Origin of the sequence: Acinetobacter sp. TWP2-2-3 (genome assembly GCF_049896445.1) — a bacterium.
In the GTDB taxonomy this organism is placed as follows: domain Bacteria; phylum Pseudomonadota; class Gammaproteobacteria; order Pseudomonadales; family Moraxellaceae; genus Acinetobacter.
This window is the reverse complement of sequence record NZ_JAFCUI010000007.1, coordinates 65,921-77,992: the sequence shown is the minus strand read 5'-3', so window position 1 is coordinate 77,992 and position 12,072 is coordinate 65,921. Positions and strand designations below refer to the sequence as shown.

The following is a 12,072-nucleotide window of genomic DNA, read 5'->3' as shown; positions in this document are numbered from 1 at the left end:
GTTTTTTTAATTCTTGGATTGGCATTTAAACTTATACACCACGCCAGTCTACCCGTGCATTGCGTTCGGTTCGGTAAATACGGCAAATATATTCACCCAGTGGTAGCTCATTCAAATACTGCTGATAGTCGCGATATTCTTCGGACAAGGTTTCAAAATTTTCTTTTTCCCACGGCGTACCTGGAATCGCCAGAAGCGGTGCCAACATGGAACAGACTGCAATATCCGCCAGACCTAAACGATTTCCGACAAAATAATGCCCACCTTGGCTGACCAGCATCTGATTGAGCTGCTGTACAGCAACATCGATGTGTTGTTTAGATTCCGCCACGGTTTCCTCATTCAATGCATACCCCTTGGCCACCATCGCTTTCAATAAAGGTTTAGAAAATTTTTCAAACTGGCGCAGATAGCCCTGCTCACCAATTAAAATATCCAGAGATTCATGATCAGAAGTCAGTGCTTGAGAGAGCATCCAGCGACGGACATGACGACCCAATTCCAAAGTAATTTCATTAATTTCTAAAGCTTTATTTCGAAAATATCCTTCCGCGTGCAGTAAACGATGTTCTGGATAAGTATCATCCAGATACAGAGCAATCTGGGTGGAATCTGCGATCCATCGATCCTGATCACGCAAAATAGGCAGACGATTCTGACCTGTTTTCAGGCGGGCAAAAGCGCGGTGTACCCCGGGTATCAGATTGTGAGCAACATAATACAACTCTTTATGGTCCAGCATCCAACGTGCTTTTTCGCAAAAGTGAGATAAAGGAAACTGGTATAAAGTTCGCATGTATGCTCCATGTTTATCGTTATTGGATCAGGGCGTGTAGGCCGCCGTTTTATTCAGATACTTTAGTCACTCACTTTTAGAAAAACAATGTGATTTTTATTCAAAAGTAAAATACTGGCTGATTATTCCTCTATGGTTGGTGGACTCACGATACATCCAGGAAAGCTCAGCGAATCATTTTAGGTCGCCAGAAGCATTTGATTGCAATAAACCGCAAGCGCATGACCTGACTTTAGCTGCGCTTTCATGTAAAATCGGGGGCAATTTTTATATAACGCTTTTGTGAGTTATTTCATGGGTTTTAATTGTGGTATTGTCGGCTTGCCGAACGTTGGTAAATCTACACTTTTCAATGCCTTAACCAAAGCTGCTATTGCTGCAGAAAACTTCCCTTTCTGTACGATCGAACCAAACACCGGGATTGTACCTGTTCCTGATCCACGTTTAGACAAATTGACTGCAATTGTTAAACCACAACGTGTTATTCCGACTTCTATGGAATTTGTAGACATCGCAGGTCTGGTAGCGGGTGCTTCTAAGGGTGAAGGCTTGGGTAACCAGTTCTTGGCCAACATTCGTGAAACTGATGCAATTGCTCACGTTGTGCGTTGTTTTGAAGATGAAAACGTCATTCATGTGAATGGTCGTATTGATCCATTAGATGACATCGCTACGATTAATACCGAACTTGCGCTTGCAGACTTGGATGCTGTAGCCAAAGCGATTACGCGTTTGACTAAATCTGCTAAAGGTGGTGACAAAGAAGCGCTAGCTACTAAAGCAGTTCTGGAAAAAATCCAGCCTTTACTTGATGAAGGTAAACCGGCTCGCGCAGCGGACCTAGATGATGACGAACGCAAGCTGGTACGTGGCTTTGGTTTAATGACGCTTAAACCAACGATGTATATTGCCAACGTTGCTGAAGACGGTTTTGAAAACAACCCGCATTTAGATGCAGTCAGAAAATTAGCCGCTGAAGAAAATGCGATTGTAGTTCCACTTTGCAACCAGATTGAAGCTGAAATTTCATTGCTTGAAGATGAAGATCGTGCTGAATTCCTTGAAGCAATGGGCATGGAAGAACCTGGCTTAAACGTTGTAATTCGTGCGGGTTATTCACTGCTTGGCCTACAAACTTACTTCACCGCAGGTGTACAAGAAGTTCGTGCCTGGACCGTAAAAGTTGGCGCAACTGCACCACAGGCAGCAGGCGTGATTCATACCGACTTTGAAAAAGGCTTTATCCGTGCAGAATGTATCGCTTATGATGATTTCGTGCAGTACAACGGCGAAGCCGGTGCGAAAGAAGCAGGCAAATGGCGCCTAGAAGGTAAAACTTATATCGTTCAGGATGGCGATGTTTTACACTTCCGTTTTAACGTCTAAGTATTTGCTGTTTAAAAAAAGCTCCTTCTTGGGGCTTTTTTATTGCTTATAAAAGAGGATTCATACGTATAACAGGCTTTCAGGAACCGCATAAGATCAACATATATTAATAATGATAACTATTCTCATATAAAAATATTAAATTAGAGCGTATCTTAAATCTAATGAAAAATAACCTAACTCCATTCTTCTTAAGGAATCCTGCCAATGAGCTACACCTTGCCTGCACTGCCTTATGCTTATGATGCGCTAGAGCCTCATATCGATAGCAAGACTATGGAAATTCATCATAGCAAGCATCATCAAACCTATATCAATAATATCAATGCAGGAATAGCAGGCACAGAATGGGAAGATTTATCAGTCGAAGCCTTAATTAGCAAATTCAATGAAGTACCCAAGCAACTCAGACAGAACGTGATCAACAATGCCGGTGGACATGCCAATCACTCCCTGTTCTGGACAGTGATGAGTCCAGACGGCGGTGGTCATCCTGAAGGTGAAATTGCCAAGGCGATCGAACATGAATTAGGAGGATTCGAGGCATTTAAAGAAGCGTTTACCCAAGCAGCGCTTAGCCGTTTTGGTAGTGGGTGGGCCTGGTTAAGTATGGCGCCAGATCAAACGCTTATTGTGGAAAGCAGTGCCAATCAGGATTCTCCGCTGATGCATGGCAATATTCCCCTTTTAGGTCTGGATGTCTGGGAACATGCTTATTATTTACAATATCAAAACCGTCGTCCGGAATACATCTCGGCTTTTTTCAATGTTGTGAACTGGAAAGAAGTAAATCGTCGTTATTTGGAAGCATTAAACACGCTTTAAATCTTTGAGGAGATCGACCATGTCTACACGTACAATGATTCAACGCATGATTGGCAGCACACTCCTGATCTGCGGTGTAATGGTACTTTTATTAGAACATATGTGGATGCCCTATTTTTAAAGCTTATTTTGCTAAAAAAGCCAGTCATTCAGACTGGCTTTTTATAAGTACATTTAAATGGGCAAAGGTTTATTGCATATTGGCAATTGCAGTACCTTTTTGCTTAGGATCGGTATTTCCGAGTGCAGGATGGGCAATGGCATTCTGACATTGCAGTTTATCCCGCTCATAATCCGCCTGTTTTTGTTGCAGGCTGTTGCCATTTTCCATGGTCGTCCGCGCCCAGATTTCCAGACTGGTCAAAGCTTTACGACACAGAGCATATTTGCCTTCGGTCACCGAATCGGTCATTTTGACATTAATACGCCAGTCTGTACTCAATTTACGTGCTGGTTGACGTACCTGTGTTTCCAGCTGATCCACTTCTTTATTATAGACCAGTGGATCCACTTCATTGATCAGTTGCCATGCGGCATTGGCATAAGTCGTCGCATCATTAGTCAATTTAGGTGCCGGTTTAATTTCTGGCTTATCAGTCGATTGACTGTCATTCCCACACGCTTGTAACAATATTGCCGTGCTTATTAAAGCAGCAGTCAGCATCGCACGTGTCTTGAACATCCACATATCAGGCTCGCCAATTTAAACATTTCGGCACTATGCTATTAAATTCACGTAGAATACACAATCTTCATTTGACCCATCGTTCAACTCTCCTTCAAGGTGTGTCGTGTCTGAACCGAATCAACTCGCTACGCAACCTGCTGGCTTCTGGCAAGGTGCAAAAGATAGCCAAGCGATTATCTTCACTTATTTACCAGTGTCGTTTGCTTTTGGTGTTTCAGCCACTCAGTTTGGCTTTACCGCCTGGGAAGCACTGTTCCTGTCCTGCTCGATGTATGCAGGTGCCAGCCAGTTCCTGGTGGTTGCTCTCTTAGGTAGTGGAACATCTATCTGGATGACGGCATTAACCGTGATTGCCTTAGACATTCGTCATCTGCTTTATGGCCCTGCGTTACAAAATCTGATTCAAGACCGGCTGAATTTAAAGAAAACGGCAATCTGGTCTTGGGGTTTGACCGATGAAGTTTTTGCCTCCGGCATGATCAAGCTCTCGCAACGGCGACAGGAATGGTCAGAATCCTGGATGCTCGGTTTAAGCCTGTTTAGCTGGATATCCTGGGCACTCGGATCTTTCCTCGGTGGCTTATTTGCCGATCAGGTCAGTAACTTGCCACAGTTCTTGCAGGCAGCACTGGATTTCTTGTTACCTGCGCTGTTCCTGAGTTTCTTGTTGGCAGCTTTTGAGAAAAAACATACTTTTGTTGTAGCTGTCACGATTCTGGTTTCTGCTGTGGCCTGTTATTTTATCGACCTGTCCGCCGCGATCTTTATCGGTATCAGTTCCGGTATTTTTGCCGGCCTATTCAAACACTATATTTTGAAGCAGCCAGATCCTGAGCACACAGGAGATCAAACATGAATCTAGAGATTATTCTGGTCGGGATTTTAGTCGGAATCGCCAATTTTGCCTCACGCTTTGGTCCTTTTTTTGTCATTCAGAAATTTCAGCAAGGTTCGCAAAAACGCGGAGCGTTGTGGCTAAAAATTGCCTTGGGTTCAATTGGCATTGCTGCGATCAGCTCCATGCTGGTGGTTGCTACCCTGCCACCTTTATTAGAAACACCGAATAAAAGTTTTGCGATGCTGGTTGGCTTTATTGTGCTTACGGTTTTGTATTTTAAGTTTAAACGTATCGTGATGGCGACTCTGACCGCAGCGCTCACCTATGGCCTGGTTTACACCTATGTTCCAGTACCCTTTTAAGCTTTAACTCGTTGATCAATCGAAACAAAGACTTATGCTAAACTCATAGTATAGGTCTTTTTTATATAACAATAAAAACAAGGAAGGATGCGCATGTTTGAGGTCAAACAGGTGATTGAAGGCAAAATCTTTATTCATCATCGGCGCGATGAAATGTTAACCGTATTCCATCGACATGAAGTGCCGGCACAATATTTTGAATGTTTTATCAATGCTCAAAATTTTACCGGACATTTTGTCGAAATACATGCTCAACCAGCAGATCAAGTTCGGGTGGTTTATATTAAAAAGAATAGCACCCATCAAATTATTGCTATGCTTAATCAGAGCCAATACGTGCTGCATCTTCATCCTTTGACATTGATTTTGGGTAAATGGAGCTTCAGACATCGTGTCCTGCCGAATACTCTAAAAATTTTTGCTGGTTTATTTGCGCTCCTTTTTATTCTTTTTTCAGCTACCACCGCCTTTTCAGCAGATCAGTTCCAGCTCACCACCATCTTGCGAGACTGCATTCAATTCACAGTTTTTGGGCTACTGTTATTTTTGCTGTGCTTTGTACTGCCTTTTGTATTGCCCTATGCGTATTTCCTGCATGTTCGTACATTACGTCTGTTAAAGATGCTAAATATCAATACTGAACAAGTTGCACAAATAGAAAAGCTCAAGTCTCGAAGCGGGATTTATCTTCTGCAAACGCAGTCTGACAGCGATGTGAAAATGACAGCGCCTCCTTATTAAAATCTAGAAAAACTTTATAAATAAAACTGTTGGTCAATATCACAATTTTGTATGAATCTTGGCTTAACTGTCGGCTCAGTTCTGCTATGCTAAAAGTCCATAAAATCAAGCATGGATGATCCACATGAGCGTGACTATTGGTACTCCCCTTCAATCTTCTGCCTATAAAGTTCTATTATTGGGTTCTGGTGAACTGGGCAAGGAAGTGGTGATTTCACTACAACGCCTTGGAGTCGAAGTTCATGCTGCTGACCGTTATGATCATGCCCCTGCCATGCAGGTTGCGCATTATTCCTATACCTTGAATATGGCAGATGCTGTAGAACTCAAACAACTCATCAATCAAATCCAGCCACATTTAATTGTTCCTGAAATTGAAGCGATTGCGACCGAAGTTCTGCTTGAAATAGAAGCCCAGAACATTGCTACAGTCATTCCTTCTGCTAAAGCCGTCAATCTGACCATGAACCGTGAAGGTATTCGTCGTCTGGCTGCGGAAGAACTCGGTCTGCCAACTTCAGCTTACCGTTTTGCCGACAGTTTAGAATCCTTCCGCGCGGCCTGTGACGATGTCGGCTATCCAAACTTTGTGAAACCGGTGATGTCATCTTCAGGCAAAGGTCAGTCTCGTGTTACCCGTTTTGATGAAGTCGATGCTGCCTGGGAATATGCGCAAACCGGTGGCCGGGTCAATCAGGGTACTGTGATTGTAGAATCACAAATTGACTTTGATTTTGAAATTACCTTATTGACTGTTCGTGCAAAAAATCCAGAAACCGGCGAAATCGAAACGTCTTATTGCGACCCGATCGGACATCGTCAGGACTCAGGTGATTATGTGGAAAGCTGGCAGCCTCAACCGATGACTCCAGCCGCGCTGGAAGAATCCAAGCGCATTGCCAACAAGGTCACTACAGCACTTGGTGGCTGCGGAATCTTTGGAGTGGAACTCTTTGTAAAAGGCGACAAAGTATGGTTTAGTGAGGTTTCCCCACGTCCACACGATACTGGACTGGTGACTTTAGCCTCCCAATTTCAAAGTGAATTTGAGCTGCATGCACGTGCTATTTTAGGCTTGCCGGTGAATACTGCACGACATAGTGTGGCTGCCAGTGCGGTAATTTATGCTGGAGTAGATGGCCGTAATCTTTCATTTTCTGGCCTGAATCTTGCTTTAGCAGACGGCAATACCGATTTGCGCCTGTTTGGCAAACCAGAAGGTTTTAAACGTCGTCGTATGGGCGTTGCCACGGCACGTGCAGAAACTATTGAACAGGCACGTGAACTGGCCCTACAGGTCGCTAACCAAGTTAGCGTCAACCAAAACTAAGCTGAAATACCAACGGACGACTGTACATGATCAACACCCATCCACTGCTGAATTACGCTAAAAGCAACCATGACATTAAAGCCATCAATCAATGGCGCAGTGATGTCGAAAATCAGCTTCAGGAAAGTTTTGAAAATGGGCAGTCGATTCGGGATATTATTCTGGCGCGTTCCAACCTGATTGATGAAGCATTGCAGTTTCTCTGGCAGCATGCCGAACTGGATCAAACTGATTTGGCCCTGTTTGCAGTCGGAGGCTATGGCCGTCGTGAAATGCTGCCTTATTCTGATGTCGACATCATGATCTTGTCAGAAGACGAGATTAACCCGGAACAGGAACAACTGATTTCTACATTCATTTCATCGCTTTGGGACGTGGGGAATTTCAAACCCGGTATCAGTGTCCGCACCATCAATGAATGTGTCAATCAGGCCAGCAGTGATCTGACCGTCGCCACCACCCTGATCGAAGCCCGCCTGATTATTGGCAATGAAAACCTGTGCAAATGGCCACGTCGCATCGTGTCACGTACCTGGACCGACAAAACCTTTTTTGATGCCAAGATGGATGAGCAGCATAAACGCTATGCTCAGCACAACAATACCGAAAGCAATCTGGAACCGGATATTAAAAATGCGCCGGGCGGTATTCGTGACATCAACCAGATTGGATGGATTGCCAAACGGCATTTCCGCGTCAATCGCATTTACGATCTGGTGCACCTCGGTTTTATTTCAGAATTTGAACTCGGTGTGCTCGAGGAAGCAGAGAGTTTCCTCTGGGAAATCCGTCATCACCTGCACCGCCTGACCAAGCGCGATGAAAACCGCTTATTGTTCGATTATCAGCGCGATATTGCTGCCAAATTCGGCTATGTGCGTGAAGAAGCGCATCATCCGAACTATCCAATTGAACAGTTCATGAAGCGCTATTATCGCAGTGCGCAGCAAGTGTCTACACTGAACGAAATGCTGCTGGCTTATTTTAATGAATCGGTCATTACGCCACGTTTACCGCAATATGAACGCCAGATCGAAGAAATCAACCAGAACTTTAAACTGGTCGATGGCAAACTGGCTGTGCAACATCACAAGATTTTCTCGGAAAATCCAAGCGCAATTCTGGAAATTTTCTATCTGCTGGCCAATCGTCCTGAAATCGAAGGCATTCGTGCGCGTACCTTACGCCTGCTGACCTTGGCTGGAAAACGTATTGATCAGGATTTCCGTGATAATCCGGTGCATCAGGCACTGTTTATGGCGATTATCCGTTCACCGCATCGACTCTATGACACCATGGTTGCCATGAAGCGTTATGGTGTGCTTGGAAACTATATTCCTGCATTTGGACAAATTCTGGGACTGATGCAATATGACCTGTTCCATATTTATACGGTCGATGCACATACCTTATTGCTGCTACGTAATTTAAACCGCTTTAAAGAACCTGAATTTGCCAAAGAATTTCCGGTAGTCAGTTCAGTGTTCCAGCGTTTGACCCGTCGTGACATCGTTTATCTGGCGGCAATTTTCCATGATATTGCCAAAGGCCGTGGCGGTGATCACAGTGAACTTGGTGCCAGCGATGCGATTAAATTCTGCCGTAGTCACGGTTTTACCGAACGTGAAAGCAACCTGGTGGCCTGGCTGATCCAGAATCATCTGGTAATGTCTGTCACCGCCCAGAAAAAAGATATTTCCGATCCGGATGTGGTCAAAGAATTCGCAGAAAAAATGGGTGATATGGAGCATCTTGATTATTTATACACTCTGACGGTAGCCGATATTAATGCCACCAATCCGAAGCTCTGGAATACCTGGCGCGCCTCGTTAATGCGTCAACTATATACTCAAGCACGTGACGTGATCCGTTCCGGTCTGGGCCGTCCGGTTGATTATCAGATGCTGATTGAAGATACCAAATTTGCAGCCAGTGAACTTCTGGTTCAGGACTTCTCACTGGATGAAGTAGAAAAAGTCTGGCAGGAACTTGGTGATGACTATTTCCTCAAAGAAACAGCAGATGAAATCGCCTGGCATACCCGTGCCATTTTACAGCACGGCGACAATCCTGCCCCACTGGTGCTGATGCGGGCACACCGTAAATATGCTCAAGATGCGGTACAGATCTTTATTTATACGCAGGATCAACCCAACCTGTTTGCCACCACGGTAGCTATTCTGGATCGTATGAATCTGGATGTACAAGACGCACGGATTATTACAGCGACTAAAGCCTTCAGTCTGGATACCTATGTAGTACTCGACCGTTTTGGTACCTTATTGACCGATCCGGAACGCGAGGCCACAGTGATTGAGGCTCTGAAAGATGCCTTGAGTCATTCAGATGAATATCCGGGCTTGATGCAGCGCCGGATTCCGCGTCAATTACGTCATTTTGATATTGAAAATACAGTCGATATCAGTGTCAATCCTGCCTTGAATCAGAATATGGTCGAAATTGCCACTCTCGATCATCCCGGTTTACTTGCCAAAATCGGTGGTTTATTTATGATGCAAGGGCTGGATATCCACTCTGCCAAAATTGCCACACTGGGCGAACGTGCCGAAGATATATTCTTTGTCACCAAAAAGGATGGCAACCCTATGACACCTGGAGAATCTGCCGAATTTGCAGCTGCACTTAAAACTGCGCTGGATGAAGCCTCTCATCAGGTTTGTAGTCAACACTCACATTAAAACGCGGTTACTTATTCATGAACTCTAGCTTGTCTCTACTGCATCCTTACCCGTTTGAAAAGTTAAATAAGCTTTTTGCGGATATCCAGCCTGCAAATATGCCCTTAATTCCCCTATCGATTGGTGAACCAAAGCATCCTGCACCAGAGTTTGTGAAACAAGCAATTATCGATAACTTCAAACATTTGTCGACGTATCCAAACAGTAAAGGCTTGCCGGAGCTACGTGAAAGTATTGCCCAATGGCTGACGCGCCGTTTTCAGCTAAATAGCATCAGTGCAGACAGCAATATCCTGCCTGTTTCTGGTACGCGTGAAGCGATTTTCTCGTTTGTACAGGCTTTGGTGAATCGTGAAGATGCACCTTATGTGGTGATGCCGAATCCGTTTTACCAGATTTACGAAGGTGCAACACTGCTTGCAGGGGCAAAACCTTATTTCATCAACTGTACTGAGGAAAATAATTACCTCGGTGATTTTGATGCTGTTCCGGCAGAAGTCTGGGAAAAAACTGCACTGCTATTTGTCTGTACCCCGGGCAATCCAACCGGTGCAGTATTATCAAAAGAGCAGTTTAAAAAACTGATTGCCTTGTCGGATCAATACAACTTTGTGATTGCTTCAGACGAATGCTATTCGGAACTGTGGTTTGATCAGGCACCTGTAGGTTTACTGGAAGTTTGTGCTGAAATCGGCCGGGATGACTATAAAAACTGTGTGGTGTTCCATTCACTGTCTAAACGTTCTAACCTTCCGGGTATGCGTTCAGGTTTTGTTGCCGGTGATGCCAACCTGTTAAAACCTTACTTGCAATACCGTACTTACCACGGCGCAGCGATGCCGGTGCAACATCAACTGGCGTCTATTGCTGCCTGGGATGATGAAGCGCATGTGGAAGAAAACCGGGTGCAATACCGTGCCAAGTTTGATTTATTTCAACAGGAACTCGGACATTTATTGCCACTGAAAAAACCGGATGCAGGTTTCTACTACTGGCTAAAAGTCGATAATGATGAAGCCTTTGCCAAGCGCCTGATGGAGGAAGCACATATTAAAGTTCTTCCGGGTCGTTATTTATCCCGCGATACTGAACAGGGTAATCCGGGTGAAAATCATGTACGTTTAGCCCTTGTTGCCGATCTGGCGCAATGTGAAGAAGTCATTCAACGTCTGAAAGCCATTCTCTAAATTTTATCATGACTAAAAAACCCACTGTAGATCAGTGGGTTTTTTAATTGAAATCAGATGAGTTCTATCTTCATCTCATACTGAGAAAACAACACAGAGTCTTACAACACTTTTGCAATTTCATCTTCAAGATCTTCAGGCTTGGTGGTCGGAGCAAAACGGTTCAATACCTTGCCATCACGGCCAATCAGAAACTTGGTAAAATTCCATTTAATTCCATTACCTAAAATACCTTTGGAATTATTGGTTAAATAGCGAAAAATAGCATGTGCCTCAGGGCCTTTGACATCCACCTTGGAAAACATCGGGAAAGATACCCCGTAATTCTTCTGGCAAAATTCACCAATCTGTTCATTGGAACCCGGATCCTGGCCGCCAAACTGGTTACATGGAAATCCCAAAATTTCCAGACCTTGATCTTTATATTTTTCGTAAAGTTTTTCTAATCCTGAAAACTGTGGGGTAAAACCACACTTACTCGCTGTATTGACGATCAAAAGCACCTTGCCTTCATAATCTGCAAGTGGCTTGCTTTTGCCATCTAACAATTCAGCTTCGAACTGATAAATGTTAGTCATGGATAGGTTTCCTCATCATTTTTTTCTTGTGTTTCTAAGTCCAAAGAAGCCGAGTTGACACAATAACGCAAACCGGTCGGTTCTGGGCCATCCGGGAAAACATGCCCTAAATGTGCGTCACAATGATGACAAACAATCTCAGTTCTGACCATTCCGTGTGAAGTATCAGGTAATTCTTCTACCACCGAACTGCTGACAGGACGGTAGAAACTTGGCCAGCCACAGCCGCTGTCATACTTGGTCTCAGAAGAGAACAGTGGCGTGCCGCAGCAACGACATACATAAGTGCCATCTTGCTTGGTATTCCAGTATTTTCCAGTAAATGCCGGCTCGGTTCCCTTCTCGCGCGTAATGCGAAACTCCTCAGGTGATAACTCTCTTTGCCATTCCCGGTCTGATTTATTGAGTTTTCCCATGATCACATACCTTTTTATCTTGCTATTTAAAATAGGATAATCCTATATTTACGTGATTCATTTTAAAAATTCTAGTCTTTATTCAACATTTTACAAAAGACATATAATGCCCAAAAAAGCAAAAAGAAAGCAAATATAAAAATAAAAGTAAGCAATTTTTACATTAAATGTTTTTTAGTGAGCAAATTTAATGGTATTCTTAGCTCTAAATTTGCTCAGGATTAAA

General features: G+C 43.9%; 12 protein-coding genes. 8 read left to right on the top strand and 4 right to left on the bottom strand.

The window, feature by feature from the left end:
- Nucleotides 1-31: 31 nt before the first annotated feature.
- Nucleotides 32-796 (bottom strand): glutathione S-transferase family protein, encoded by a 765-nt coding sequence (locus ACP7AK_RS11035; RefSeq protein ID WP_004645522.1) that lies wholly within the window; start codon nt 794-796, stop codon nt 32-34.
- Nucleotides 797-1,090: 294 nt separating this feature from the next.
- Between ACP7AK_RS11035 and ychF the strand changes: the two genes are divergently transcribed.
- Both ychF and ACP7AK_RS11025 read left to right on the top strand, forming a co-directional pair.
- The gene (gene ychF / locus ACP7AK_RS11030) at nt 1,091-2,182 is read left to right on the top strand and encodes a redox-regulated ATPase YchF (RefSeq protein ID WP_004645523.1); all 1,092 of its coding nucleotides are present in this window, start codon (nt 1,091-1,093) and stop codon (nt 2,180-2,182) included.
- Nucleotides 2,183-2,389: 207 nt separating this feature from the next.
- Nucleotides 2,390-3,007, top strand: coding sequence for a superoxide dismutase (locus tag ACP7AK_RS11025; RefSeq protein ID WP_425879897.1), 618 nt, complete (start codon nt 2,390-2,392; stop codon nt 3,005-3,007).
- Nucleotides 3,008-3,197: 190 nt separating this feature from the next.
- Here ACP7AK_RS11025 and ACP7AK_RS11020 read toward each other — a convergent pair whose 3' ends face one another.
- Complete coding sequence (locus ACP7AK_RS11020) at nt 3,198-3,695, bottom strand: hypothetical protein (RefSeq protein ID WP_005106524.1); 498 nt, start codon at nt 3,693-3,695, stop codon at nt 3,198-3,200.
- A 103-nt stretch (nt 3,696-3,798) separates the two neighbouring features.
- Between ACP7AK_RS11020 and ACP7AK_RS11015 the strand changes: the two genes are divergently transcribed.
- The 6 genes from ACP7AK_RS11015 (at nt 3,799) to dapC (ending at nt 10,852) form a co-directional block, all read left to right on the top strand.
- Entirely contained in the window at nt 3,799-4,551 is a 753-nt protein-coding gene (locus ACP7AK_RS11015) for an AzlC family ABC transporter permease (protein ID WP_425879896.1), read from the top strand.
- On the top strand, nt 4,548-4,895 hold the full coding sequence (gene ygaH, locus ACP7AK_RS11010) for an L-valine transporter subunit YgaH (RefSeq protein ID WP_004278941.1): 348 nt from the start codon (nt 4,548-4,550) through the stop codon (nt 4,893-4,895). Before ACP7AK_RS11015 ends, ygaH begins: the two co-directional genes overlap by 4 nt.
- A 93-nt stretch (nt 4,896-4,988) precedes the next feature.
- A complete protein-coding gene (locus ACP7AK_RS11005) occupies nt 4,989-5,636 on the top strand; it encodes a hypothetical protein (RefSeq protein ID WP_425879895.1) in 648 nt (215 codons plus the stop codon).
- 115 nt (nt 5,637-5,751) lie between these two features.
- On the top strand, nt 5,752-6,966 hold the full coding sequence (gene purT, locus ACP7AK_RS11000) for a formate-dependent phosphoribosylglycinamide formyltransferase (protein ID WP_171057027.1): 1,215 nt from the start codon (nt 5,752-5,754) through the stop codon (nt 6,964-6,966).
- 26 nt (nt 6,967-6,992) lie between these two features.
- Nucleotides 6,993-9,665, top strand: coding sequence for a [protein-PII] uridylyltransferase (glnD, locus tag ACP7AK_RS10995; RefSeq protein ID WP_004731539.1), 2,673 nt, complete (start codon nt 6,993-6,995; stop codon nt 9,663-9,665).
- Between the two features lie 17 nt (nt 9,666-9,682).
- Complete coding sequence (gene dapC, locus ACP7AK_RS10990; RefSeq protein ID WP_425879894.1) at nt 9,683-10,852, top strand: succinyldiaminopimelate transaminase; 1,170 nt, start codon at nt 9,683-9,685, stop codon at nt 10,850-10,852.
- A gap of 101 nt (nt 10,853-10,953) precedes the next feature.
- On the opposite strand, the gene ACP7AK_RS10985 is transcribed toward dapC, so the two are convergent.
- Together ACP7AK_RS10985 and msrB are read right to left on the bottom strand one after the other, a co-directional pair.
- Nucleotides 10,954-11,430: a glutathione peroxidase gene (locus ACP7AK_RS10985; protein ID WP_004278946.1), complete on the bottom strand. Its 477-nt coding sequence runs from the start codon at nt 11,428-11,430 to the stop codon at nt 10,954-10,956.
- Nucleotides 11,427-11,846: a peptide-methionine (R)-S-oxide reductase MsrB gene (gene msrB / locus ACP7AK_RS10980; RefSeq protein WP_004645533.1), complete on the bottom strand. Its 420-nt coding sequence runs from the start codon at nt 11,844-11,846 to the stop codon at nt 11,427-11,429. Before msrB ends, ACP7AK_RS10985 begins: the two co-directional genes overlap by 4 nt.
- Nucleotides 11,847-12,072: the final 226 nt, after the last annotated feature.

What these genes read in the sequence shown, in the direction of transcription:
- ACP7AK_RS11035 (WP_004645522.1), bottom strand. Translation starts at nt 796, where the DNA reads ATGCGAACTTTATACCAGTTTCCTTTATCTCACTTTTGCGAAAAAGCA.
- ychF (WP_004645523.1), top strand. Translation starts at nt 1,091, where the DNA reads ATGGGTTTTAATTGTGGTATTGTCGGCTTGCCGAACGTTGGTAAATCT.
- ACP7AK_RS11025 (WP_425879897.1), top strand. Translation starts at nt 2,390, where the DNA reads ATGAGCTACACCTTGCCTGCACTGCCTTATGCTTATGATGCGCTAGAG.
- ACP7AK_RS11020 (WP_005106524.1), bottom strand. Translation starts at nt 3,695, where the DNA reads ATGTGGATGTTCAAGACACGTGCGATGCTGACTGCTGCTTTAATAAGC.
- ygaH (WP_004278941.1), top strand. Translation starts at nt 4,548, where the DNA reads ATGAATCTAGAGATTATTCTGGTCGGGATTTTAGTCGGAATCGCCAAT.
- ACP7AK_RS11005 (WP_425879895.1), top strand. Translation starts at nt 4,989, where the DNA reads ATGTTTGAGGTCAAACAGGTGATTGAAGGCAAAATCTTTATTCATCAT.
- purT (WP_171057027.1), top strand. Translation starts at nt 5,752, where the DNA reads ATGATCCACATGAGCGTGACTATTGGTACTCCCCTTCAATCTTCTGCC.
- glnD (WP_004731539.1), top strand. Translation starts at nt 6,993, where the DNA reads ATGATCAACACCCATCCACTGCTGAATTACGCTAAAAGCAACCATGAC.
- dapC (WP_425879894.1), top strand. Translation starts at nt 9,683, where the DNA reads ATGAACTCTAGCTTGTCTCTACTGCATCCTTACCCGTTTGAAAAGTTA.
- ACP7AK_RS10985 (WP_004278946.1), bottom strand. Translation starts at nt 11,430, where the DNA reads ATGACTAACATTTATCAGTTCGAAGCTGAATTGTTAGATGGCAAAAGC.
- msrB (WP_004645533.1), bottom strand. Translation starts at nt 11,846, where the DNA reads ATGGGAAAACTCAATAAATCAGACCGGGAATGGCAAAGAGAGTTATCA.